We start from the raw sequence: 25,305 nt of genomic DNA, 5'->3' as shown, positions 1-25,305 counted from the left end.
GGAAGTACTTGGGGGTTGCCCCCTGGGAGATAGGCGAGTGGCCAAGTTTGGGAGTTTAGCTCAGCTGGGAGAGCATCTGCCTTACAAGCAGAGGGTCAGCGGTTCGATCCCGTTAACTCCCATAGGTTGGTTCAGCCTTAATTGAATAATGTGTTGGAAGGGTAGCGAAGAGGCTAAACGCGGCGGACTGTAAATCCGCTCCTTCGGGTTCGGGGGTTCGAATCCCTCCCCTTCCATAGTTGTACGGGCATCGTATAAAGGTAGTACAAAGGTCTCCAAAACCTTTAGTGTGGGTTCAATTCCTGCTGCCCGTGTTTTAAAATTATGGCGGATGTGGTGAAGTGGTTAACACACCGGCTTGTGGCGCCGGCACTCGCGAGTTCGATCCTCGTCATCCGCCTTTTAATGGGGTATAGCCAAGCGGTAAGGCAAGGGACTTTGACTCCCTCATGCGTTGGTTCGAATCCAGCTACCCCAGTTGTTTTATTCGCCGAAGTGGCGGAATAGGCAGACGCGCCAGACTCAAAATCTGGTTCCTTCACGGGAGTGCCGGTTCGACCCCGGCCTTCGGCATATTATAATGAGCTAACTTTGCCTATTGTTAGCTTTTTTATTTTATTAGTGATAGAGAGTTAGTTTTAGTTAATGTAAAAACCAAGGAATTTTTTCCTTGGTTTTTTTTAGATTATGCTGTTAACCGATAAATTTTTTTCCTGTTTTGTTAAGGATCACTTTTGTGACTTCAATGACAAGAGTAGGTATCAGGGCTAGGGTAATTGCGATTAGCCAATGGGTTAGTGATAAAGGAACAATCTCTAGAATATTCATCAATAAGGGGGTATTTGTAAAGATGATAGTTATCGCGAGGGATAACAGGGTGGTGCCAAAAATTGTTTTATTTGTTGTTATTCCTCTTTTAAAGAGGGATTCATTACTTCTTGCATTGTAAACATTGATTGTTGAGGCAATAGTTAGTATGACAAATGCCATGGTTTGTCCGAGTTGATGATGAGGAGTTAAACCGCCTATTTCAATGAATTTTCCAATATAAAAACCTGTGAGTGCTGTGAAGATGAAAGCTGTGGCACAAATAGCAATGCGTTGACTTACACCTCTGGAGAAGATACTTTCTTTTACCCCTATAGGTGGTTGTTCCATCAGGTGCGAGTCTGCTTTTTCTCTTGATAATCCGAAGCCAGGAATACCGTCAGCAAGAACGTTAATATAAAGGAGCTGTATTCCAGTGAAAGGAAGCCCCCACCCAACGATAGCCCCTATGAGCATCGTAAGGATCTCAGCTACGTTTGCTGATAGGAGGTAGTAAATGGTTTTTTTGATGTTTGTGTAAACTCTTCGTCCTTCACGGATAGCCGCTACAATTGTGGCAAAGTTGTCATCAGCAAGAACAATATCTGAAGCAGATTTAGCGACTTCTGTTCCTGCAATCCCCATTGCTGTTCCGACATCTGCGGCACGTAAACTCGGTGCGTCATTGACGCCATCACCAGTCATTGCAACAATTTGTCCTTTTTCTTGCCAGGCTTTTACTATACGTAATTTATCTTCAGGGCTAACACGCGCATAGACGGAAATTTTTTCGATTTCAGTATTTAGTTCTTCATTGGACATTTGAGATAAGGTAGGTCCATCAACGACACGGTCCCCCTCGCGAAAGATATCAATTTGCTTAGCGATCGCTTTTGCAGTAAGAGCATGGTCTCCTGTAATCATGATGGGTTTAATTCCAGCTGTTCGTGCTTCTTGAACTGCTGCTTTTGATTCATCACGTGGAGGGTCTATCATTCCTACTATTCCTAGGAAATTGAGGTTTTCTTCGAGATTTGATAAATCTTTAGGGATTTCATCTAAGTCTTTGTAAGAGAGGGCGAGGACTCGCAGAGCGTTAGCCGCAAAGTCATCATGAATATTTTCGGCCTCCAGAAGTAAGGCCTCCTCTGGATCGGACTGTAAAGCAGCCGTGCCATCTATATGGAGGATTTGAGGATGGTGGGGTTGATGTTGACTGGTAGGAGCTAGGCGATCAAATGCCCCTTTGGTGAGGACCATGTAGCGCCCCGGAGTTTTGGGATGAGGGATAACCACAGACATTTTTTTTCGTGTACTATCGAAAGGGAGTTCGATAATGCGTTTGGGTGAGTTTTCGGGATGGTAGAGATCATGCTTAATAAGAAAGCGAATGATAGCCGCTTCAGTAGGGTCTCCATGTATCTCCCAACCACCATCATGGAATTGTGCTGTCGCATTAGAAGCATAGGCAAAGTTTTGTAAGAGAGTGACTTCGTGATCAGAGAGATGACCTTCGGACCAGACTTTTTGTCCAGAAAGCCAAATTTTTTGGATAGTCATCTGGTTCTGGGTGAGGGTTCCGGTTTTATCTGAAGCGATAACTGTTGCATTTCCTAAGGTTTCGACAGCGGGGATATTTCGGATGATAGCCTTTTTTTGTGCCATATTCTCTACGCCATAGATTAAACTGAGTGTGACGATGACTGGTAGTGTTTCTGGTACAGCGGCAACTCCTAGGACTACAGCTGTCATGAGATTATCGACGAGAGGTATATTGCCGTAGAAAAGATTAATGATGAAGATTAATACCCCTGCGGCAAAGGCAATAATTGCCAAACGCTTGGCAAGTTTATCAATTCTTTTTTGAAGCGGGGTCTTGCCTTTAACCTGTTCACCGATAAGTGTGGCAATTTGTCCCATTTGTGACTGTTTACCAACTGCAACTACAATTCCACGACCTGTTCCGTTGAGGACATTGGTTCCAGAAAAGACCATATTGAGTTGATCTCCTAGAGGAACATCGGTAGAAATCTCAACTTCGGCATTCTTATCAATGGGTTCAGATTCTCCAGTCAATGAGGACTCATCAATTTGGAGGGAATTACTTGTAAGTAAGCGGATATCAGCACCTACTTGAACCCCTGCTGAAAGTTCGATAATATCACCGCAAACAAGTTCATTAGAGGCTATCGTTTGGATCTTTCCAGCACGTAGTACAGTAGAAGTAGGTGAAGCAAGCTTTTTGAGAGCGGCAAGTGCATTTTCTGCACGACTTTCCTGAAAGACAGAGACAACAACATTAATGATCACAATCAGTAAAACAACAACTGTTTTTGTGTAGTTTCCATTACTGATGGCAGCTAAGTAAGCAGAGAGCCCACCGACCAGAAGTAGGATAATATTCATGACTTCTAAGAGGTGATGCAGAATTTTTTGAAAAAGATTAGGACCTGCCTTGGTTGAGAAGTCATTGTGACCATATTTTTCGCGAGAAGCTTTGATTTGTGAGGAGCTTAGACCATTGTCGGTCTCTAGTTGGTAGTATTTTTTTATTTGCTCTAAGGAGGCAGTACGATATTTCATTAGAAATTCCTTTCTATTTTTTCTAACTTAATGAGTGGTTGTAATTTAATTATAATATAATTCTCATATATCGAAAAATGATAAGTCTGTTTTTTGATAAAAGGCTGTATAAATCGCCAAAAATATGGTATTATGGATGATATGGAAACGAAAACAGTAAGTGAATTAGCAGAGCTTTTTGGCGTAACGCGACAAGCGATGAATAAGCGTGTCAAGTCGCTTGACCCTAAGTTTGTAGAAAAAAATGAGAAAAATGTAACAGTTGTCACAAAAGAGGGAATTCATGAACTTGAAGGCCTCTATGGAAAAGTGGTTACAGCTCAGGCGGAAATGTTGGAAAAACAAGGAAGACCGAGTGCGGATCTTGCGCTTCAGTCTGACGATGCGGCGTCAGCAGCTTATGAGATGATCAGCGCGCTGATGAAGGATAAAAATGCAGAAATTGAACGTCTTAATAGTCAGTTAGTGGCAAAGGACCAACAATTGACAGTGAAGGATAGTCAGATCGCTGAAAAAGATGCGCAAATTAAGAAACAACAAGAGTTGATGGAAAAGGCTCTAACAGATCAAAACCAGTTCTTCACTGACTTGCAAGAACAAATACAGAATGCAGGCAACGTTGAAAGTAAAGGTTTTTTTGGGCGCTTATTTAAGAAGAAATAATGTAAAAAAGTTACTGACGAGGCGGTCAGTAACTTTTTGAGAAAGCTTGTTGCGAACTAGTTCATTTATGAAGGAGGCACAGAAAGGTGTTAACCGCTTACAGTTCGATTGGAGCGTGGTTCCTTATGTGGTGCGCTTTCTAAGGGAGTTTATGTTTGCAAATTTCGAAAAAAGTGATAAAATAAAAGAGTAAGTTAAATTGTTAACTTAGTCAATTTAAAAGGTATGCCTTTTATAAAATCTAATCCCTATAAGGAGGAAACTACTAATGGTAGTTAAAGTTGGTATTAACGGTTTCGGTCGTATCGGTCGTCTTGCTTTCCGTCGTATTCAAAATGTTGAAGGTGTTGAAGTTGTTGCAATCAACGACTTGACAGATCCAGCAATGCTTGCTCACTTGCTTAAATACGATACAACTCAAGGTCGTTTCGATGGTAAAGTTGAAGTTAAAGATGGTGGTTTCGAAGTTAACGGTAAATTCGTTAAAGTAACTGCAGAAGCTAACCCAGCTAACATCAACTGGGCTGAAGTTGGTGCAGAAATCGTTCTTGAAGCAACTGGTTTCTTCGCAACTAAAGAAAAAGCAGAACAACACTTGCACGCTAATGGTGCTAAGAAAGTTGTTATCACAGCACCTGGTGGATCAGATGTTAAAACTATCGTTTACAACACTAACCACGATGTACTTGATGGTACAGAAACAGTAATTTCAGCTGGTTCATGTACAACTAACTGTCTTGCTCCAATGGCTGATACTTTGAACAAAAACTTCGGTATCAAAGTTGGTACAATGACTACAGTTCACGGTTACACTGGTGACCAAATGACTCTTGATGGCCCACACCGTGGTGGTGACTTCCGTCGCGCACGTGCTGCAGCTGAAAACATCGTACCTAACTCAACAGGTGCTGCTAAAGCTATCGGTCTTGTATTGCCAGAACTTAATGGTAAACTTCAAGGACATGCTCAACGTGTACCAGTTCCAACTGGTTCATTGACTGAACTTGTTACTATCCTTGACAAAGAAGTTACTGTTGAAGAAATCAACGCAGCTATGAAAGCAGCTTCAAATGAATCATTTGGTTACAACGAAGACCAAATCGTTTCATCTGATATCGTTGGTATCTCTAACTCTTCACTCTTTGACGCTACTCAAACTGAAGTTACTTCAGCTAACGGTGTTCAACTTGTTAAGACAGTATCTTGGTACGATAACGAAATGTCATACACTTCAAACCTTGTTCGTACACTTGCACACTTCGCTAAAATCGCTAAATAATTTTCGCATTTTAACAGTGTAAAAACCAGCTTTCGAGCTGGTTTTTTTATTTTTAATAAAGAGAACCGGTCAAAATAAATACAAACTTTTAAAATCGAATTTTTATGTAATGTAAGGTTACTGATGAAGCTGTCAGTAACTTTTTTGGAGCTCTCAGAGCCCTTTGATGTGATTTTATCCCCATTTCTTCTGACAACTTGGTATAATGAAACTATGAAACTAACAGATTCCGTCCAATTTTTAAAAGGAGTCGGACCAAAATCCGTCGAAAATTTTCAGAAATTAGGTATTTTTACCGTTCAGGATTTACTTTTGTACTTCCCTTTTCGCTATGAAGATTTTGCGAGCCGTTCTGTCTTTGAACTCCTTGATGGCGAAAAAGCCACATTGATTGGGAAGGTCGTAACGCCTGCTAATGTGCAGTACTATGGTTTTAAGCGTAATCGGCTTTCTTTTAAAATTAAACAAGATGAAGCAGTAATTGCTGTCAGCTTTTTTAACCAGCCTTATTTGGCAGACAAGGTCGAAGTTGGTAAGGAAATCGCTGTGTATGGTAAGTGGGAGCAGGCCAAACAGCAACTCTTGGGGATGAAGGTCGTGGCCCAAGTAGATGATGGGCTAGAACCAGTCTATCACCTGACGGCTGGAATGAAGCAAAGTAGTCTAGTAAAGGCAATTCAACAGGTTTTTGATGCAGGAGTCTTGACAGAATTGACGGAAAACCTGCCTCAATTTTTATTACAAAAATACCGGTTGATGGGGCGACAAGAAGCGGTTCGGGCAATGCATTTTCCTGCAGATATGCAGGCACATAAGCAAGCCTTGCGGCGTGTAAAATTCGAAGAACTTTTTATGTTCCAGCTTAAACTTCAAGCTCTAAAAAATAAAGAAAAATCAGGACGAGCAGGTTTAGCTATTGCGTTTGAAACTCAAGAGATTGAGGATAAAATTTTTGAGCTTCCTTTTGAATTGACGGGCGCGCAACGGCGAGCTTTAAATGAAATCTTGGAAGATATGAAATCCTCTTATCATATGAATCGCTTACTGCAAGGCGATGTGGGTTCGGGAAAAACAGTCGTGGCTTCACTCGCCATGTATGCCGCATGTTTAGCCAATTTTCAAGCAGCAATTATGGTGCCAACAGAAATCTTAGCGCGGCAGCATTATGCTAATTTGAAGGCCCTCTTTCCAGAGCTCTCGGTCTCGCTATTGGTATCAGGTTTAAAAACTTCAGAGCGCCGTGAAATTTTGGCAGATTTAGCGAGCGGACGGACTCATATGGTGGTCGGCACACATGCGCTAATCCAAGAGGGGGTGGATTTTTACAACTTGGGGCTTGTTATTACTGATGAACAGCATCGCTTTGGTGTCAACCAACGAAAAGTATTACGTGAGAAAGGTCAGAACCCAGATGTGCTGATGATGACTGCAACACCTATACCTCGTACACTGGCGATCACGGCCTTTGGGGATATGGACGTCTCCATCATTGATGAGCTTCCCAAGGGACGTCAGCCCATTACTACACGTTGGGTGAAGCATGAGCAATTTGCTGAAGTTTTAAAGTGGATTAAAAGTGAGGTTGATCAAGGCGCTCAAGTTTATTTTGTTTCTCCTTTGATTGAAGAATCAGAAGCTTTAGATTTAAAAAATGCGGAAGCTTTATTTACTGAACTTCAGGAATATTTTGGAATGTTTGCTCAAGTAGGGCTTTTGCACGGGAAGATGAAAAATGATGAAAAAGATCACATCATGCAAGACTTCAAGGCTAAAAAACTTGATATTTTAGTCTCTACCACTGTTATTGAAGTAGGGGTGGACGTGCCCAATGCCACAATCATGGTGATTATGGATGCCGATCGCTTTGGCCTTTCGCAGCTCCATCAATTGCGCGGACGTGTGGGACGCGGTACCAAAAAATCTTACACTATTTTGGTGGCAAATCCTAAGTCAGACTCAGGTAAACAACGTATGAAAATTATGACTGAAACTCAAAATGGCTTTATTTTAGCTGAAGAAGATTTAAAGATGCGAGGTTCTGGAGAAATTTTTGGGGTCCGGCAATCGGGACTTCCCGAATTTGTCGCAGCTGATCTGGTCAATGATTACAATATCTTAGAAGTTGCTCGGAAAGAAGCAGTCGCGCTCTTCAAAGAAGCTGAGCATTACCCTGAATTAATCGCTCAAGTGTCAGTGGAAGGTGGTTTTGATTGATGGAACTCGCCACTTTAATTACCCAAACGTGGCAGGATTTTGCGAAACTAAAATCAGTGCCCGAAACGGCAGACATTCTAGTACCAGAAAGTATGCCGCTCTTATGGTTTGGTAATCTTCCTGCGTATCAAACGTCAAGTTTACGTGTTTTGACGGTTAGTAAAAATCCCTCCGACGCAGAATTCGGAGCAAATAAACGCTTTAAGGAACTGAAGGATTTACTGACAGCGCCGTCAGTAAATTCTGCATGCTATCAAAAGGCCTTAAATGCTTATTTTCAAGAAGCTCCCAACCCATGGTTTAAGCAATTGGCTAAATTTTTGCCTGTTTTTGATGCAGCTTATGCACCAGTAAAATCAACACAATCCTGTGCTTTACATGTCGATCTATTCACTCCTATTGCTACAACTCCGGTCTGGCCGGCTCTGAGCAAAACGCAACAGGCACAATTTGAGATGATCTTTCCAAAACTCCTTACTTACTTGCAACCTGATATAATACTGACCAGTCTGTCAGCCCCTAATTTGAAAATCTTGTTGGGCAAAGTGGGAGACCAAGTTGAAGAAATCTTCAATGAGGAAGTTCCAGGTAAAGCTGCAAAATATGTGCGGGCTTACCGTGTTGATCAAAGCGTGATTGTGATCAATGGTCGTAATTTCCAAGGGACATATTTTGGAGGGATGACTGAATCATTTGTCAAAACTTGCCTTCAAAAAATAAAAGCTCTGGCTTAAAAAGTTACTGATGAGCCTGTCAGTAAAACAGTATAAAAAAAACGCTCTAAAAAGCGCTTTTTTATTTGCCCAAACAAAATTGGGAGAAGAGTTGTGTGATCAGCTCATCGGGAGCTGCTTCACCTGTTATCTCGCCTAAAAGTTGCCAACACCGCGTGACGTCGACTTGAATTAAGTCAACCGGCAAGCCCATCATGAGGCCGTTGTTTGCTTCTTTAAGTGCGGCAAGTGCTTGTTCTACTAAAGCAATGTGTCGTGCGTTAGAGAGCACGGTCGCGTCACCAGCTTCAATTTCACCTGCAAAGAAAATCTTATTAATCTTATCTTCTACGGCATCGAGATTTTCATTTTTCAAAGCTGAAATACGAATGAAATCAGCAGGAAGCTCCGCTATTTCAATCTTTTCTGGTAGATCAGTCTTGTTAAGTAAAATAATCCGGTTTGCTGAGGCTGAAAGTTCGAGTAACTCTTTATCTTTAGGAGACAGCGCAGAAGAGGCATCCAGCACAAGTAAGACAAGATCAGCTTCGGCCAATGCTTTTTTAGAACGCTCCACACCGATTGACTCTACTATATCGTCTGTATCACGAATACCCGCTGTGTCGATCAGTTCTAGAGGGACACCACCGATATTGGCAAACTCGGTAATCACATCGCGGGTAGTCCCTGCGATATCTGTTACAATAGCTTTTTCCTCACGAAGCATTTGGTTCAAAAGACTAGATTTTCCGACATTTGGTCGACCGATAATGGCTGTTTTCAAGCCTTCACGCAGAATTTTACCACGTTTCGCTGTGGCTAAAAGATTTTCCAACAACTGTTCAAACCGGGTGGTTTTTTCAATCAACATTTGAGAGGTCATCGTTTCGACGTCATCATACTCGGGATAATCAATATTAACCTCTACCTGAGCCAAACTTTCCAAGATTTCTTGACGGATGTTTTGAATCATTTTGGAGAGGCTTCCTTCAAGCTGTTTGACGGCGATATTGGCGGCTTTGTCTGTTTTGGCACGTATTAAGTCCATGACAGATTCTGCTTGGGCAAGATCCATCCGGCCATTTAAGAAGGCACGCTTGGTAAATTCGCCTGGTTCAGCAAGTCGTGCACCAGAGCGAAGTAAAAGTTGTAAAATTTCTTGAGTCACAGCAATTCCGCCATGAGTATTGATCTCGACAATATCCTCTCTGGTAAAGGTTTTGGGGGCGCGCATGACCGAGACCATTACCTCGTCTACCAAGCGTTTGTCTTCATAAATATGCCCATAGTTAATGGTATGACTGGCTACGATTGTCAAATTTCTTCCTTTGAAAACAGATTGTGCTATTTTTAGCGCATCCGTTCCAGATAAGCGAACGATGGAAATTGCTCCTTCGCCAAGCGGCGTTGAAATCGCCGCGATTGTATCAAATTCTTGTGTTAAACTCATGACTCTATTTTACCTTATTTTTTCTAAATTGAAGCACTTTTTTTATGAAAATTAAAAGAAAAGGGCAGAAGCAACCAAAAAAAGATGAAAAAATTGACTGATGAGCCTGTCAGCCCAATTAAAAGGGCAAATATTTTTTGATATAATGGAAAATATGAGATTAGATAAATTTTTAGCAGAAGCTGGGCTAGGAAGCCGCAGCGAGGTCAAGATATTACTGAAAAAAGGGCGCGTGACTGTTGCAGGACAGGTACAAAAAGACGGGCGATTTCAGATTGATAAAAATACAACCGCAGTCGCTTTTGATGGAGCCCCCCTAATTTATCAAGAATTTTATTATTATCTTCTCAATAAACCACAAGGAGTGGTTTCTGCTACAAAAGATCAGCAGTTCAAAACAGTGGTAGATTTACTTCGTCCGGAAGATTATCGTCCGGATATTTTCCCTGTTGGACGCCTCGATAAAAATACTGAAGGTCTTCTGATTTTAACCAACGATGGCGCACTAGGACACGATTTGACGCAACCTAAAAAACATGTTGAAAAAGAGTATTATGCGCAAATCGATGGTCAAGTAACACCTCAAACGGTACAGCAGTTTGCTAAAGGACTCCTTCTAAAAAATGGGGAACAGGCTCGTCCTGGGGAACTTTTTATCGAAAAGGTGACAAAAAGCAATACGCGAAACGGCTGGCAAAGTGAGATACGTGTTATTATTCATGAAGGAAAGTTTCACCAAGTCAAACGTATGTTTGAAGCCGTCGACATGTATGTCTTGAGCTTAAAACGGCTACGAATGGGGGCTTTGTCGCTTGATAAAGACTTAGCTTTAGGAGCATATCGTCCCCTAACCGCTGATGAAATCGCCCTTTTGAAAAATTAATTAAAAAAAGTTACTGACAGCCTGGTCAGTAACTTTTTTTTAATTATCACGGTTAATATTTACTCCAAGTACCGTCAAATGACCGTTCGAGATTAATTTAATAATCAGATGAGCAAAGTCTTTTGAAGACATTTGTTGAGAGGAGTTAATCCACCAGTTCAAGGTTCCGACTAAGATTGAACTGATATAGGAAATGACAAAATCGTTGGGTACAACGACATCCATCTCGCGGACCTCAAGTTGTTCAAACAATGCTTTATACCGCTTAGATAGGATTTCTAAGAACCGATTGATCAGACTTTCATCACTTGCACGGTCAGTAATGATACGGGCAACTTCAGGATTATCTCGCACAAAATCATAAAAGCGTGCTAGCATGGTTTCAATTTCTTTAACATGCACATTATTTCCATCGACAAGGTTTTGTTCATCTAAAATTTCTGAAAAATTTGCTAAAAATTCATCTACCAAACTATCATAGAGGTCCTGTTTATCCGCGTAATGCGCATAAAAAGTGGCTCGATTAATCATCGCAGAATCAGCAATTTCTTGAATTGAAATTTTTTCAAATTTCTTTTTGCGTAGTAAAACAAAGAAAGCCTGAGTAATTAACTTTCGCGTTCGTTTGACTCGTAAATCATCTACTTTTACCATAATCTCATTCTTTCCCAATCCTTTGATGATCACTCTCTTTTGATCACAAAACTTACTTTCTATTATAGACGAAAAAAATGTCAAAGTCATTTTCCAATCACGTCAAAACATTTTGTCATTGGATGTCAAAACAATTTAACAAAAACGACATGCCCTCTGACTTTGTTGTTTATGTGACAACCACGCCGTTTTTGCTGGTTGAAAAAAAGTTCACAAATGATAAAATTAAGAATAGATGAGATAACCAACAAAGTGTCAAGATATTTTTTACAAAAATAATTCAAACAAACACTCAGTGATTCGCTCTTAAAATGATAAAAGAAACCGTGAAGAACAACCAAGTGATAAAGGAAAAAATAATGGAAAATAATTATAAAGCAGGCATAGATGTTGGGTCAACCACTGTAAAATTAGTCGTATTTGATCCCCAAGATCAACTTATTTTTAGCCGCTATGAACGTCATTTCTCTGATGTCAAAACGGCCACCATCAAAGTATTAAAAGATTTTATTGCGGAACATGGAGACCTTAGTTTGCGCTTAGCGATTACGGGCTCTGGCGGTATGGGCTTAGCAGAAGTCATCGATGTTCCTTTTATTCAAGAAGTCATTGCGAGTGCCATGACAATTGAAAAGTTCATTCCAGAAACTGATGTGATGATTGAACTTGGTGGTGAAGATGCTAAAATGACCTTTTTTGATAATGGCACCCAAGAGTTACGGATGAATGGGACCTGCGCAGGCGGCACAGGTGCCTTTATTGATCAAATGGCAGCACTATTAAAAGTAGATGCCAACGGGGTCAATGAATTGGCCAAAAATTATGAAAAACTCTACCCGATCGCTTCACGTTGTGGGGTGTTTGCTAAAACAGATGTTCAACCTCTACTTAATGAGGGAGTACGACGTGAAGACATTGCGGCGAGTATTTTTCAAGCGGTTGTTAATCAAACGATTGCTGGACTTGCCTCAGGAAGAAAAATTAAAGGAAACGTTGCTTTTTTAGGGGGACCGCTTTATTTTATGAGCGAGTTACGCCAACGGTTTATTGAAACTTTGAATTTGCAGCCAGAACAAGTTATTTTCCCAGAAAATCCACAACTTTTTGTAGCAATGGGCGCCTCTCTTTCTGAAGAAACGACGGAAAAAGACGTTTCAACGCTAATTAAGAGCTTAGAAGAAGATCATTCGGCAAGCTTAATTCCTCAGGATACAATGGATAAACTTTTTGAGAATGAAGCTGAGCTTGAAGAATTTCGTACACGCCATGCTAAAGCACAGGCTAACTATAAAGAACTCTCTAATCACCACGGTGCTGCATTCCTTGGTATTGATGCAGGGTCCACGACAACCAAAGTTGTGCTGATTGATGAGGAAGGAAATATTCTTTATGACCATTATGGTTCTAACAATGGAGAACCGCTTGAATCTGTCATCAATGTTTTAAAAGAGGTCTATGCGAAACTTCCAGCGGATGTCTATATTGCAAAATCAACAGTAACTGGTTATGGAGAACACCTGATTAAAGCAGGACTTCATGTTGATTATGGTGAAGTTGAAACAATGGCTCATTATAAGGCCGCTGATTATTTCAATCCAGGAGTAGATTTCATTCTTGATATTGGTGGACAAGATATGAAAGCTATGCGAATTCGTGATGGTGCTTTATCAAGTATTCAACTTAATGAAGCTTGTTCATCAGGTTGTGGTTCATTCATTGAAACTTTTGCTAACTCTCTCAAACACGATGTCCGAGATTTTGCCCAAAAAGCCCTTTTAGCTGAGCATCCAGTAAACCTGGGTTCTCGCTGTACTGTCTTTATGAACTCAAAAGTGAAACAAGTTCAAAAAGAAGGAGCAACTGTCGGAGATATTTCCGCAGGCCTTTCATACAGTGTCATTAAAAATGCCCTCTATAAAGTTATAAAAGTAAAACGTCCAGAAGAACTCGGTAAGAAAATTGTGGTTCAAGGGGGAACTTTTTATAACGAAGCCGTCCTTCGTGCTTTTGAAAAAATTTCTGAGCGTGAGGTTGTCAGACCTTCGATAGCTGGACTGATGGGTGCTTATGGCTGTGCACTTATTTCACTCGATCATTATGTGGCGAACGAAGAATCGACGCTACTCAAATTAGCAGATTTAGAGAATTTTGAAACGCATAAAGAGTTTATGGTTTGTGGACTCTGTGAAAACATGTGCAAGATGACCCTGACTGTCTTTAACGATGGCAGTAAATTTGTTACAGGGAACCGTTGTGAACGTGGTGCAGAAAAAGCAACTCAAGTTAAAATTGCAAAGAAAGATAAAAAAGTTAACTTAGTTGATTATAAGTACAAAAAACTCTTCAAGTACCATAGCCTCTCTCGCAAAAAACAAACACGTGGAGAAATTGGGATTCCACGTGTGCTTAACATGTACGAAAATTATCCCCTCTGGCATACTTTGCTAACCGATCTTGGTTTTCGGGTTGTCCTTTCACCTAAGTCAGATAAAGCACTTTTTGAAACTGGGATTGAAACCATTCCCTCAGATACAGTATGTTATCCAGCAAAAATGGCCCATGGACATATCCAAGCATTGATTAATAAAGGTGTGCCAAATATTTTCTATCCCTCAGTTTTATTTGAACAAAAAGAACAAAAAAATGCTCAAAATCATTTTAACTGTCCTATCGTCCAATCTTATCCTGAAGTGATTAAAAATAATATTGATGAAATTCGTGAAGGACAAGTGAATTATTTCCATCCTTTTATCAATCTTGCGGATCCTGCTGGGGTTGCGGTAAATATTTACAAAATGCTTCTAGAACAAGGAATTGAAGTAGCTCTTGAGGAAGTGCAAGAAGCTGTGACTCATGGCTTTGAAGAAATGGATAAATTTAAAGAAGATTTGCGCCTTAAAGCTGAAGATTTGCTCATGCAAATTAATTTAAATAATGAAAAGGCCATTGTTCTTGCTGGACGCCCTTATCATTTGGATCCAGAAATCAATCACGGAATTGCTGACATCATCACTCAAGAAGGTTTCCACGTTTTGACTGAGGATTCTATTAGTCATTTAGCCGAAGTTTCTGGTCTACGTGTGGTCAATCAATGGGTTTACCATAGCCGCCTTTATGCAGCTGCAAATGTGGTTTGTAAAAATAAAAATCTCGAACTTGTTCAACTTAATTCCTTTGGTTGTGGCCTTGATGCTGTAACGACAGACCAAGTAGAAGAAATCATGCGCGGACACAATAAGCTTTATACCGTCTTGAAAATTGACGAAGGTTCAAACATGGGAGCTGTTCGTATTCGTTTACGTAGTCTGAAAGCAGCAGTTTCAGAGCGCGTGCGTCATAATATTGAAGCAACGACAGAAGTTCATGAGTTAGTACAAGAAACCCCAGCTTTCACAAAAGAAATGGCTAAAAAGCATACACTTTTGTTGCCGATGTTGTCACCAATTCACCAAGAAGGTTTACTCGATGTGGCTTTTGCTTCAGCAGGATATAATGTGGTTTCACTTCCTGAAAGTAATACCTCTGTCAATAACGGATTAAAGTATGTCAACAATGATTCTTGTTATCCAGCTATTATTACTATTGGTCAGTTGATTGAAGCCTTGCAATCGGGAGAATATGATGTCAATAACACTTCTGTGATGATGACGCAGACGGGTGGTGGGTGTCGTGCTACCAATTATATTCCGTTGCTTAGAAAAGCTTTAATTGATGCCGGTTTCCCGCAAGTACCCGTTGTTTCTTTGTCAATGGGTAACCAAGGAACAGAAAAAGGTTTTAAATTCACTGTACCGTTAATCACACGTTTCATGATTGCAGTCCTTTATGGAGATTTATTTGAGCGTGTTGTTTATCGGACGCGCCCTTACGAAGCTGTCAGCGGTTCGGTGAATGCTCTTCATGCTAAATGGTTGGAAAAAGCGAAGAAAAATGTTGAAACTGGTTCAATTTTTGAATTTAATCGCAACATGAAAAAAATTATTGCAGAGTTTGATGAGATTGAATTGCTAGAAATTAAGAAACCGCGCGTTGGGGTAGTGGGCGAAATCCTTGTTAAATACAGTAAAACTGCAAATAATGATATTGTTTCTATCATTGAAGAAGAAGGGGGAGAAGCTGTAGTTCTTGATTTGATTGGTTTTATGAACTATAGTTTGTACAATCAAATTTGGAAGTCGGATGAAATTGGTTTTAGCAAAACAAATAAATTAATGGCTAAAACTTTTATTGGCATCATCAATATGTTGGAAAAACCAATGAATAAGGCGCTCAAGGCTTCAAAACGTTTTGAAGCAATCGAATCTATTTATGAAATCGCCACTTCAACTCAAGAGGTTATTTCCGTTGGAAACCATACCGGAGAAGGCTGGTTCCTTACAGGTGAAATGATTGAGTTGCTCCAAAAGGACATTAAGAATATCATCTGTCTCCAACCTTTTGGTTGCTTACCTAACCATATCGTAGGGAAAGGGATGATGAAAGAGCTCCGCCGTCAGTACCCCGGAGCCAATCTAGCACCGATTGATTATGATCCAGGGGTCTCTTCTGTAAATCAGCTCAATCGTATTCGTTTAATGATGGCAACGGCCAAAAAGGCTGTCAAAGCTCAAGAAAAGGAACTGACAGAAGCGTCAGCAGTAGCTTCAAACCTTAATTTAGTAAATCGTTAAAAATAAAATTACTGACCAAGCTGTCAGTAATTTTTTTAATGCATTTTTGTTAACAATTGTTATCAGAAATTGTTATCAAAGTATGTTATCAAAAATTGTTAGCGCACAAGGGCGCGGTTTTGTTTAAAATAAGTGGGTAAGTTGAAGCAATCAGTTAACAAAAATTAAACCGACTGGTTGTCCTCAAAAAATAGTAAGAAAGGAATTTCAAAATGAAATTCGAATTTAAAGGACTCTCTTCTTATGAAGAAAACTCAATGCCAAACTTTATGGGTGATGCAGAAATCCGTAGCGTCATTCAAGAGTTTATCAATATGGATGAAGCAATTGAATATGTTTCTAATCACCATGGTTTTGTTAAAACAGAAGATGGGAAGTTTGCTTTTGAAGTGAGAAACATTTCTGCTGTAGGTTAATTTGTCGCTTCTGGCTCTGCCAGCCCTATTTTAGCGAATTAGACAAGGACAAACATAATGGAAAAAAAATACACACGTATACTCGTCGGGATGGATGGTTCAGCTGAATCATTGAAAGCCTTCGATGAAGCCTTACGAATTGCTAAACGCAATGATGCGGCATTGATTCTTGCAAATGTAATTGAACAACGTTCTTTTTTAGCTGTCAATACTTATGACACGATTGCAGAAGAACGCCACGAAGCAGGTACAAAAATTTTGCTCGAACAATTTGCTCAAGAAGCTACTGACGCGGGTGTCAGTAAGGTTGAAACAGTCTTACAATATGGTTCTCCAAAGGTATTAATGTCAACGAAAATTCCAAAAGAGGAAAACGTTGATTTGATCGTTGTTGGAGCAACAGGGATTAGTTATATTGAACGGGTTGTCGTTGGTTCAGTTGCCTCTTATATTGTCAACCATGCGCCATGTAACACGCTTATTGTAAGAAAATAAGCAACTACTACTTAAACAAACGATCTCAAGTCGTTATCATAGAAATGGAAAGAATCATGAAAAAAGAAAGTATCTTTACCCCTACTTTCATCATCAATACACTTATTAGTTTTTTATTTTATATCGTATTTTACGTTTTAACCTCTTCAATCGGGACGTATGCGCTAGAACAACTCCACCAATCAACCGTGATTAGCCTTTCGCTTTCTAGCGTCTTTGTTATTGGTGCCTTGATTGGGCGTGTATGGACAGGGATAAGTATTACCCGCATCGGAATGAAACGGTTGCTTTACATTGGCGGACTCATTTTTCTTATTTTAACTTTTGGCTATTATTTAACAACAAATATTCCGCTACTCTTTATTATTCGAATCATTCAAGGTGCAGGTTTTGGGATTGGAGCAACGGCTTCAGGAACAATTGCTGGACACGTTGTCCCTGCTGCACGGCGCGGGGAAGGAATTGGTTATTACGCTCTGTCAGTAACTCTCGCAGCTGCTGTTGGACCAGCATTATCTATCATGATTTATTCTGCTCTTGGTTTTAATACACTTTTAGGTCTTGCTTTAGCTTTACTTGTTATTACCTTTATCTTAGTCTTTTTTGTTCATGTGCAAGAATTTACACCCGAAGAACGAGAAATTGCACTTGCAAATGAGCCTAAAGGGGTGGAACGCTACATCGAAAAATCAGCACTTCCTATCTCTATCATTGCTTTTCTCGCCGGATTTATTGACTCAGCCATTTTAACAGGAATGGGCTCATTCTCAACAGATCTTAAAATTCCACTTGCGGGTTCACTTTTCTTCACAATGTACGCAATCTTTATCTTTATCTCACGTCCCTTTACAGGCCGACTCTTTGATGCGAAAGGTGACAATTGGATTTTCAACCCTACTTTTGCTTTCTTTGCAGTAGCCATGCTCCTTGTCGGAATTGCTGGTTTCTTTAGCCCAGCTATCGGTTTTGTGATCTTACTTATTGCTGGTGGAGCTTTCGGACTTGGTTACGGAGGAGTTGCTCCGTTTGGTCAAGCCGTCGCGATTCGCGATTCTAGCAAAGAGCGGATTGGCGTGGCTACTTCAACTTTCTTTGGTTTCTTAGACCTTGGTGTTGGTGGCGGGCCAATTATTTTAGGGGCAATTATTCCAATGCTCGGTAAAGGGATGCTTGGTTTTCGTAATCTTTATCTTTATAGTGCTCCTGCTGTTGTGGTTGTCTGGATTATCTATTATCTTATTCACGGAAAAAATCAAAAAGTTAGTACTCGCTCTTGAGGTTGGTATATCTTGACATAGGATGATATAATAATAAAGCTAATCATCCTTTGGGAGAAGAGCAAATATCAAAAGTAATTTAGTGAGTGATGAATTTTAATAGAATGAAAGAAATGGCAAATCCAAATATTGATTATTTAATAAACATACTCGAAGAAAAAAGAGTGAGTGTTGTGACACGCAAAAAGCACAGCTACATTATGTACCAAGGTATAGAATCTGAGTATATTTATGTGCTTAAAGAAGGCGTCGCCAAAATTAGCAATATTTTGAGAGACGGACGCGAATTTAATATTTTATATGTCGCTGAGCCGGATTTTGTTTCTCTTCTTGAAGAAAACCAATCCGATGGCATTTCGGCATTATTCAATGTAAGAATTGAAACTGATGAAGCTAGCTTTTACAAAATCTCACGCAGTGATTTTTGGAGTTGGGTGAAAAACGATTTAAAACTTTTTCGGGTGGTAGATGATTTCTATAAACGTCGGTTAGCCCTTAATTTAGAAATCCTCCAAAAAATGACAATTAATGGTAAAAAAGGTGCAGTATGTGCCTGTCTTAACAGTTTGATTGAAGATTTTGGTATCCGTAAAAAAGAAGGCATTCTCATCGATTTTCCAGTAACGAATGAAGATATTGCAGGTTTTTGTGGAATTTCAACACGCAACAGTGTCAATCGTATCCTTCATGATTTAAAAGATGAAAAAGTAATTGGAGTCATTGATAATAAAATCATGATTTATAATGCTCAGTACCTCGAAGATTACATCAGTTAATTGTTTATATAATAAAAAGGTTACTTAAGGTAGCTTTTTTGTTATAATTAAACTAAAGTATTGGTGAGGTGTAAGAATGGAAAAGTTAAAGAAAGAAGTGGGAAAAAAAGCGGCTGAGTATGTAGAATCAGGAATGATTGTCGGATTAGGGACAGGTTCTACCGCAGCTTTTTTTGTAGAGGAACTTGGGCGACGCATTAAAGAAGAAGGCTTGAAAGTAATTGGTGTGACAACATCACATGCTACAAGTGCTCAAGCGAAAGCCTTAGGAATCCCGCTTAAGTCTATCGATGAAGTGAGCCATGTGGACTTGACCGTAGATGGTGCAGATGAGATTGACCATCAACTTAACGGTATAAAAGGTGGCGGGGCGGCCCTTTTAATGGAGAAAATCGTAGCCACTTACTCAAAAGATTATATTTGGATAGTAGATGAAGGGAAGCTTTCTACCCACCTTGGAAGTTTCAAGGTACCTGTTGAAGTCATTCCTTATGGGTCTGAGCAGTTATTTCGCCAATTCAAAGAAGTAGGATATGCCCCCACTTGGCGGGTGTCTACTAGCGGAGAAAAAGTGGTGACAGATATGCAGCACTACATTATTGATCTTCACATTGATAAGATTGAGGATCCCGCGACACTTGCTCATGAATTGGATTGTACAGTGGGTGTTGTAGAACATGGCTTATTTAATAACATGGTCAAAAAAGTCATTGTAGCAGGTACTGATGGCGTACGCATCATCGAGAAATGAAGTTAAAATTTACTGACAGAGCTGTCAGTAAATAAAACACGATCTCAATTAGATCGTGTTTTGTTGTTTGTTTAGCCATTCTTGTACACCCCAGCGATGCGAACCACGTTTGAGTTTTTGGAGTGCCTCTTGAGGTGAACACCAAAAAATAGTATTAAAATCTTCAAGTGGAGCTCCTTCTATCCGAAGCTCCTGTGTTTCGTACAGATAGGCTGGGTTATAAAAATATTTATTGCGATGCGAGCTATAAAAATATTCATCAGCTTGTCCGAGATAAGCTCCAATACGAGCAGTTGCTCCAAGCTCTTCTAAAAGCTCCCGCTTTAATGCAAGCTCATGATTTTCACCAGGTTCAATTTCTCCTCCTGGCAGTAGAAAAGCACCATTTGGAGCTTGGACAAGGCAAATATCAGAGCCGCTTTTTGTGACAATGGCATACACCCCATAGCGAGCTTGATAGCTCTTTCCTTCGACTTTTTCCCCAAAAACTGGAATTTCTTTCAATTCTAAAACCTCCCCAAAACTTAACGTAAAATTATTGATAGAAATAGCAAAACCGCTTACAAAAAATTCTTATCACTATTCTATCAAATTTCTGCCAAATTTGATAAAATAAGGTACGAGTAACAACAACTGAACTTAATTCTTCAAAATTTGAATAATAAGGAAAGTTTGCTTTTGCATTGAGCAAAAGGCTACGAGAATTTTGTAGCTTTCAGAGCAACCGTGAAAAATCTGGAGCAGGATTACTGAAGGGAACCCAGAACATTGAAAAAATTTAACTTAAGTAAGCTGATCATTATTACTTTAATTATTATTATTGCAGCTATGTCAGCTATCGTCATTTCAGCTAAGAATTTTAAGTCAAATCGCGAACCTTCTGCGATGACACAAGTCATTAATGACGGCACAAGCTTTGTTGACCGAGTGCTTGCTGCCCCAATTCGTTTTGTCCAAGATAAAACCAATCAACTTACAGATTTGATGCAAACTTACAAACAAAATGAAAGTTTGAAGACGCAAGTAGCAAAATCAAAAGATGATGCAAGCAAGCTTAATGGCTTAGAGTCAGAAAATACGGAATTAAAAAAAGCCCTTAAACTACAAGAAACCTTGACCGACTATCAGACAGTTGCAGCAAATGTTATCACCCGCAACCCCACCTCTTGGAATGATACACTAGTCATTGACAGCGGTAGTAAAGACGGCCTAAAAACGGGGATGATCGTTATGGCCAATGGAGGTGTTATTGGACGGGTTACACAAGTCAACAAAGAAAGCTCTAAAGTAGCATTGCTTAGCTCATCCAAAGGGATTGAAAATAAAATCCCAATCCGTCTAGGCAACGGGGAAGAGAGCTCTTATGGGCTCTTAACCGGCTATGATAGCCAGCAAAATGCTTATATCATTACACAGTTAACGACTCAAGATAAGTTTGATAAAGACACTCAGGTTTATACCAGTGGTTTGGGTGGAGGAGATAGTCCTCGGGACCTCTTAGTTGGTACGGTAATTGGTGAAAAAGATGATAAGCAAGGGTTAAATCGTCAAATTTATGTTAAACCGGCAAGTAACCTTTATGATATTCGTTTCGTCTTCGTGGTTGAACGCATGATTGGGGGCAACTAATGAGTCGCTTCACTTTCCAATTTTTTTCACCTCTCCTGCTTTTCTTCATTCTGATACTAGATGGACAAATCACACATGTCCTAACAATGTTAAGTGGTGGAGTTTGGACTCCCGTAAGTCATTTATTCTTACTTTTTCTACTCTATAGCGTACCACAACACCGACCAAGCTATATCATCATTCTAGCCGCTTTGTTAGGTGCTATTTATGATAGTTACTATTTAGGAATTTATGGTATCGCCACCCTTTTGTTTCCGCTCATAGCTCTTTTTGTCTATAACATACAAACGACTATTTTTACCAATCGGTGGACACGTCTTTTTACCTTGATTATCATTATCACCGCATTTGAGGTGTGCAGTGCTTTAATAACTGCTGGCTTCGGTTTATCAGAGTTGAACTTTAGCAACTTTGTTGTATACCAGCTTGCACCAACGCTTTTCCTCAATATTATCTTTGCTGCGGCCTTGCAATTTCCTTTGGAACTCTTTTATAGATTAAGAAAAGGTCACAAAAGATACAGATAGAAACTATCTTGTAATAAAAAAGAAATAATCCTATAAGCTAAGAATAGTATAATATGTTTATTCAACCGAACTTCTATTGGGAGGAAAATTAAAAAGAAAAGTTATGAAAAAAAAGTTAATCTCGGCTATTTTAATGTCTACAGTGGTTCTTTCTGCTGCAGCGCCTTTATCAGGGGTCTATGCTGATACAAATTCAGATATCGCAAAACAAGATGCTACTATCGCAAGCGCTCAATCAGCAAAAGCTCAAGCTCAATCACAAGTTGATGCTTTGCAGTCTAAAGTTGATAAATTAAAGAGTGAGCAATCTGCTACAAAAGAAAAACTTGCTCAGATTAAAGCTCAAGCTGAATCATTGAACAAACAAATTGAAGCTTTAAATAAAAGCATCAGTGAACGGACAAGCGCATTGGAAGCACAAGCACGTAGTGCCCAAGTGAATAATTCAGCAACGAATTATTTGGATGCCGTTGTAAACTCAAAATCATTGACGGACGCTATCCAAAAAGTAACAGCTATTTCTACTGTATCTAGTGCCAATAAACAAATGTTGGAACAACAAAAGAAAGAGCAACAAGAAGTGAAGCAAAAATCTGATGATGTTAAGAAAAACTACAATCAGTTTGTAAAACTTTCTCAAGATTTAGATTCTCAAGCTAAAGAAATCACTTCACAACAAGCTGAGCTTAAAGTTGCTACTTTGAATTACCAAGCAACCATCACAACTGCTCAAGATAAAAAATCTGATTTGTTGGCTCAAAAAGCTGCAGCAGAAGCTGCCGCTAAGAAAGCTGCTGAAAAACAAGCTGCTTATGAAGCGCAACAAAAGAAAGCAGCAGAAGCTCAAGCCGCAGCTACCGCAGCTACCAATAAGGCAGTCGCTGAAGCAAAAGAAACTTCAACATCAGCTAATATTCCTGCTTCAAGCAGTGTAAGTGCAGCTTCAAGCTCAAATAGTTCATCAACTTCAACTGCTTCATCAAGCTCAAGTACTTCATCAAGTTCAAGTACTGCTAACTCAAGCACACCATCTAGTTCATCAAGCTCAAACAGTTCATCAAGTTCAAGTTCTTCGAACTCGAGCACATCGAACTCAGGCTCATCAAATACAGATTCTAGCAATAATTCCTCAAACAGTGGAAGCTCAGGTATCAATAGTACCCCTATAGCTAATCCATATGCAGGTGGTGGATGTACAGACTACGTATGGCAATATTTTGCTGCCCAAGGTATCTACATTCGTAACATTATGCCGGGTAATGGTAAAGATTGGGCTACCAATGGTCCTGCTCAGGGTGTCCTTCATGTTGTAAGCCCTGCAAAAGGAGTTATAGCTTCAGGGAATACAGCTAATTTTAATGGTTATTCAGATTTGACTTATGGCCATGTAGCAATCGTGACCGCGGTACATGCCGATGGTACATTTGATGTTATCGAAGGTGGTACAAGCGGATGGTGGGGAAATACCCGTACAAACTTGAGTCCCGCAGGTGTTACCTTCTTGATGCCAAATTAGTCTAAAATTTTTAAAGATAAGAAAAGTGATTTGATAGGGGGGATGATTTTCCTTCTGTCAAATCATTTTTTATTATTATGGTATAATAAAAGGGAAAATTTTATAAGGGGATAGAGATCAATGTGTGGAATTGTTGGCTTTATTGATCATATGGATCAAGGAAATAAAGCAAAAACTTTGGAAGAAATGATGAATACGATTGTCCACCGAGGACCTAGTAGTTCTGGTGAATTTATTGATGAAGGCGCGGCGATAGGTTTCCGACGCCTAAGTATTATTGACCTAGAGGGTGGGGACCAACCCATCTTTAATGAAGATAAAACTAAATTAATAACCTTTAATGGTGAAATTTATAATTACCGCGAGTTGCGTGAAGATCTCTTAGCTAAGGGACACGATTTTTCAACGCATGCAGATACGGAAGTGCTTTTGCACGGTTATGAAGAATATGGCGTAGAGTTACTTCAAAAATTGCGTGGGATGTTTGCTTTTGTCATTTGGGATAGAGAAAAACAAGAATTATTTGGTGCCCGTGATCATTTTGGTATCAAACCACTTTATTATGCCCAAATGAATGGTACTTTTATGTACGGTTCTGAAATAAAGAGCTTCTTGAAACATCCTAATTTCAAAAAAGAATTGAACAAGGAAGCGCTCAAGCCTTATATGACCTTCCAATATTCAGCGCTTGATGAAACCTTTTTTAAAGGTGTTTACCGGATTAAAGAGGGGCATTACTTCACCTATAAAGAGGGAGTTTTGGATATTCAACCGTATTGGGACATGAAAGTAGATGAAAAAAATATTAGTTTAGATGAATCTATTGATTTGATTGATAAGACTGTTCTAGATTCTGTTGAAGCGCATAAATTTGCTGATGTCGAAGTCGGGGCATTTGTGTCCAGCGGGGTAGATTCAAGTTATGTAGCTTCTACATTACGTCCTGAACATACTTACTCGATTGGTTTTGGGCAAGGGACTTTTAATGAATCTAAACAAGCTAAACAGTTGACCGACATGATTGGCTTGAACAATACTTCTCGTGAAATTCATGGAGATGAAGCTTTTAAACATTTCCCTCAAATCCAATATTATTTGGATGAACCGGATTCAAATCCTTCTTGCGTACCGTTGTTCTTCTTGGCAGAGCTTGCAGCCCGTGACGTACGTGTTGTCATGTCCGGTGAGGGGGCTGATGAACTTTTTGCTGGTTATGAGGCTTATGGCTTCAATACAAACTCGAAAGCTGTACGCGTTGTGGCACAAGGCTTGAAAAAACTACCAAAATCAATGCGCTTTTCGATCGCTCGTGGCATCAAGAACAAACACTTTAAAGGACAAACACATCTTTATCGTTCACTTGCGCCAGCAGAAGACTTTTTTATCGGTCAAGCCAAAGTATTTGATGAATCAGAATCCGTTGAACTTCTAAAAGATGATTTTAAAGCTGCGCCTTCAGTGAAAGAAATTGTTGGTAAAACCTACAAAAAGGCACCTGAAGGTTCTGAATTACGCAAGATGCAGTATTTGGATATGCATCAATGGATGCCTGGTGATATCCTGCTTAAAGCAGACAAAATGGCTATGGCTCACTCCCTTGAGTTGCGTGTTCCGTTATTAGATATTGAGTTGATGCATACGGCAGAGCAAATTCCTTCAAAATATCTTTTGAATGAAAACAATACTAAATATGCCTTTCGTCAAGCTGCGCGTCGTCATCTACCAGAAGAGTGGTCAAATCGTAAAAAACTCGGATTCCCTGTACCAATTAAAGATTGGTTAAGAGAAGAAAAATACTATAAAGTGGTCCGTCAACTTTTTGAACAAGAATTTGTAGCAGAGTTTTTTGATCAAGAACAACTCTTAAAGATGCTGGATGATAATTTTGCTGGTAAAAATGATGCGCGTCGTAAACTTTGGACGGTTTATTCATTCTTAACTTGGTATGATGTTTACTTTATTCATAATGGTGAAAAACCTGCAGTGGTTAATTTTTAGAGGA

General features: G+C 39.7%; 19 protein-coding genes and 6 tRNA genes. 21 read left to right on the top strand and 4 right to left on the bottom strand.

Going from position 1 to position 25,305, the window contains the following annotated elements:
* Positions 1 to 49: 49 nt before the first annotated feature.
* The 6 genes from JKP71_RS09210 to JKP71_RS09185 all read left to right on the top strand — a co-directional run bounded on the left by JKP71_RS09210 (position 50) and on the right by JKP71_RS09185 (position 573).
* Positions 50 to 122, top strand: a tRNA-Val gene (locus JKP71_RS09210).
* Between the two features lie 33 nt (positions 123 to 155).
* Positions 156 to 236 (top strand) — tRNA-Tyr (locus tag JKP71_RS09205).
* A gap of 7 nt (positions 237 to 243) precedes the next feature.
* A tRNA-Trp gene (locus JKP71_RS09200) sits at positions 244 to 314 on the top strand.
* A 13-nt stretch (positions 315 to 327) separates the two neighbouring features.
* Positions 328 to 400 (top strand) — tRNA-His (locus tag JKP71_RS09195).
* Between the two features lie 6 nt (positions 401 to 406).
* Positions 407 to 478 (top strand) — tRNA-Gln (locus JKP71_RS09190).
* A gap of 11 nt (positions 479 to 489) precedes the next feature.
* Positions 490 to 573 (top strand) — tRNA-Leu (locus JKP71_RS09185).
* A 120-nt stretch (positions 574 to 693) separates the two neighbouring features.
* Here the strand turns inward: JKP71_RS09185 and JKP71_RS09180 are convergent.
* Positions 694 to 3,390, bottom strand: coding sequence for a cation-translocating P-type ATPase (locus JKP71_RS09180; protein WP_200407775.1), 2,697 nt, complete (start codon positions 3,388 to 3,390; stop codon positions 694 to 696).
* Between the two features lie 132 nt (positions 3,391 to 3,522).
* On the opposite strand from JKP71_RS09180, the gene JKP71_RS09175 reads away from it, so the two are divergent.
* The 4 genes from JKP71_RS09175 to JKP71_RS09160 all read left to right on the top strand — a co-directional run bounded on the left by JKP71_RS09175 (position 3,523) and on the right by JKP71_RS09160 (position 8,280).
* Complete coding sequence (locus JKP71_RS09175) at positions 3,523 to 4,053, top strand: DUF536 domain-containing protein (protein ID WP_200407774.1); 531 nt, start codon at positions 3,523 to 3,525, stop codon at positions 4,051 to 4,053.
* Positions 4,054 to 4,321: 268 nt separating this feature from the next.
* Positions 4,322 to 5,332, top strand: a complete 1,011-nt coding sequence (gene gap, locus JKP71_RS09170) for a type I glyceraldehyde-3-phosphate dehydrogenase (protein WP_200407773.1) — start codon at positions 4,322 to 4,324, stop codon at positions 5,330 to 5,332.
* Positions 5,333 to 5,545: 213 nt separating this feature from the next.
* Positions 5,546 to 7,546, top strand: a complete 2,001-nt coding sequence (gene recG, locus JKP71_RS09165; RefSeq protein WP_200407772.1) for an ATP-dependent DNA helicase RecG — start codon at positions 5,546 to 5,548, stop codon at positions 7,544 to 7,546.
* Complete coding sequence (locus JKP71_RS09160) at positions 7,546 to 8,280, top strand: hypothetical protein (RefSeq protein ID WP_200407771.1); 735 nt, start codon at positions 7,546 to 7,548, stop codon at positions 8,278 to 8,280. Before recG ends, JKP71_RS09160 begins: the two co-directional genes overlap by 1 nt.
* 61 nt (positions 8,281 to 8,341) lie before the next feature.
* On the opposite strand, the gene mnmE is transcribed toward JKP71_RS09160, so the two are convergent.
* Positions 8,342 to 9,709: a tRNA uridine-5-carboxymethylaminomethyl(34) synthesis GTPase MnmE gene (mnmE, locus tag JKP71_RS09155; protein WP_200407770.1), complete on the bottom strand. Its 1,368-nt coding sequence runs from the start codon at positions 9,707 to 9,709 to the stop codon at positions 8,342 to 8,344.
* A 154-nt stretch (positions 9,710 to 9,863) separates the two neighbouring features.
* Here mnmE and JKP71_RS09150 point away from each other — a divergent pair, with 154 nt between their 5' ends.
* A complete protein-coding gene (locus JKP71_RS09150) occupies positions 9,864 to 10,592 on the top strand; it encodes a pseudouridine synthase (RefSeq protein WP_200407769.1) in 729 nt (242 codons plus the stop codon).
* A 39-nt stretch (positions 10,593 to 10,631) separates the two neighbouring features.
* On the opposite strand, the gene JKP71_RS09145 is transcribed toward JKP71_RS09150, so the two are convergent.
* Positions 10,632 to 11,246, bottom strand: a complete 615-nt coding sequence (locus tag JKP71_RS09145) for a TetR/AcrR family transcriptional regulator (protein WP_200407768.1) — start codon at positions 11,244 to 11,246, stop codon at positions 10,632 to 10,634.
* 359 nt (positions 11,247 to 11,605) lie between these two features.
* On the opposite strand from JKP71_RS09145, the gene JKP71_RS09140 reads away from it, so the two are divergent.
* The 6 genes from JKP71_RS09140 (at position 11,606) to rpiA (ending at position 19,631) form a co-directional block, all read left to right on the top strand.
* Positions 11,606 to 15,916 carry a 2-hydroxyacyl-CoA dehydratase gene (locus tag JKP71_RS09140; RefSeq protein ID WP_200407767.1) on the top strand — a complete coding sequence of 1,437 codons (4,311 nt, stop codon included), beginning with the start codon at positions 11,606 to 11,608 and terminating at the stop codon, positions 15,914 to 15,916.
* 212 nt (positions 15,917 to 16,128) lie between these two features.
* The gene (locus JKP71_RS09135) at positions 16,129 to 16,332 is read left to right on the top strand and encodes a hypothetical protein (RefSeq protein ID WP_075526014.1); all 204 of its coding nucleotides are present in this window, start codon (positions 16,129 to 16,131) and stop codon (positions 16,330 to 16,332) included.
* Between the two features lie 57 nt (positions 16,333 to 16,389).
* Complete coding sequence (locus JKP71_RS09130; protein WP_075526013.1) at positions 16,390 to 16,827, top strand: universal stress protein; 438 nt, start codon at positions 16,390 to 16,392, stop codon at positions 16,825 to 16,827.
* A 56-nt stretch (positions 16,828 to 16,883) separates the two neighbouring features.
* Positions 16,884 to 18,104 (top strand): MFS transporter, encoded by a 1,221-nt coding sequence (locus JKP71_RS09125; RefSeq protein ID WP_075526012.1) that lies wholly within the window; start codon positions 16,884 to 16,886, stop codon positions 18,102 to 18,104.
* An 89-nt stretch (positions 18,105 to 18,193) separates the two neighbouring features.
* Positions 18,194 to 18,880 (top strand): Crp/Fnr family transcriptional regulator, encoded by a 687-nt coding sequence (locus JKP71_RS09120; RefSeq protein WP_082272344.1) that lies wholly within the window; start codon positions 18,194 to 18,196, stop codon positions 18,878 to 18,880.
* A gap of 76 nt (positions 18,881 to 18,956) precedes the next feature.
* Positions 18,957 to 19,631 carry a ribose-5-phosphate isomerase RpiA gene (gene rpiA, locus JKP71_RS09115; RefSeq protein WP_200407766.1) on the top strand — a complete coding sequence of 225 codons (675 nt, stop codon included), beginning with the start codon at positions 18,957 to 18,959 and terminating at the stop codon, positions 19,629 to 19,631.
* A gap of 48 nt (positions 19,632 to 19,679) precedes the next feature.
* Here the strand turns inward: rpiA and JKP71_RS09110 are convergent, their stop codons facing one another.
* Positions 19,680 to 20,135, bottom strand: a complete 456-nt coding sequence (locus JKP71_RS09110; protein WP_075526010.1) for an NUDIX hydrolase — start codon at positions 20,133 to 20,135, stop codon at positions 19,680 to 19,682.
* 264 nt (positions 20,136 to 20,399) lie between these two features.
* Between JKP71_RS09110 and mreC the strand changes: the two genes are divergently transcribed.
* From mreC to asnB, 4 genes are all read left to right on the top strand, one after another.
* A complete protein-coding gene (gene mreC / locus JKP71_RS09105) occupies positions 20,400 to 21,260 on the top strand; it encodes a rod shape-determining protein MreC (protein ID WP_075526009.1) in 861 nt (286 codons plus the stop codon).
* Positions 21,260 to 21,787 carry a rod shape-determining protein MreD gene (mreD, locus tag JKP71_RS09100; RefSeq protein ID WP_200407765.1) on the top strand — a complete coding sequence of 176 codons (528 nt, stop codon included), beginning with the start codon at positions 21,260 to 21,262 and terminating at the stop codon, positions 21,785 to 21,787. The genes mreC and mreD overlap by 1 nt, the downstream gene beginning before the upstream one ends.
* A 103-nt stretch (positions 21,788 to 21,890) precedes the next feature.
* Entirely contained in the window at positions 21,891 to 23,303 is a 1,413-nt protein-coding gene (locus JKP71_RS09095; protein ID WP_200407764.1) for a CHAP domain-containing protein, read from the top strand.
* A 120-nt stretch (positions 23,304 to 23,423) separates the two neighbouring features.
* Positions 23,424 to 25,301, top strand: a complete 1,878-nt coding sequence (gene asnB / locus JKP71_RS09090) for an asparagine synthase (glutamine-hydrolyzing) (RefSeq protein ID WP_200407763.1) — start codon at positions 23,424 to 23,426, stop codon at positions 25,299 to 25,301.
* The last annotated feature ends 4 nt before the right edge of the window (positions 25,302 to 25,305 follow it).

Source organism: Lactococcus taiwanensis (assembly GCF_014905395.1).
In the GTDB taxonomy this organism is placed as follows: Bacteria; Bacillota; Bacilli; order Lactobacillales; family Streptococcaceae; genus Lactococcus; species Lactococcus taiwanensis.
The sequence above is the reverse complement of the archived record's forward strand: the minus strand, read 5'-3'. Positions and strand labels throughout refer to the sequence as shown.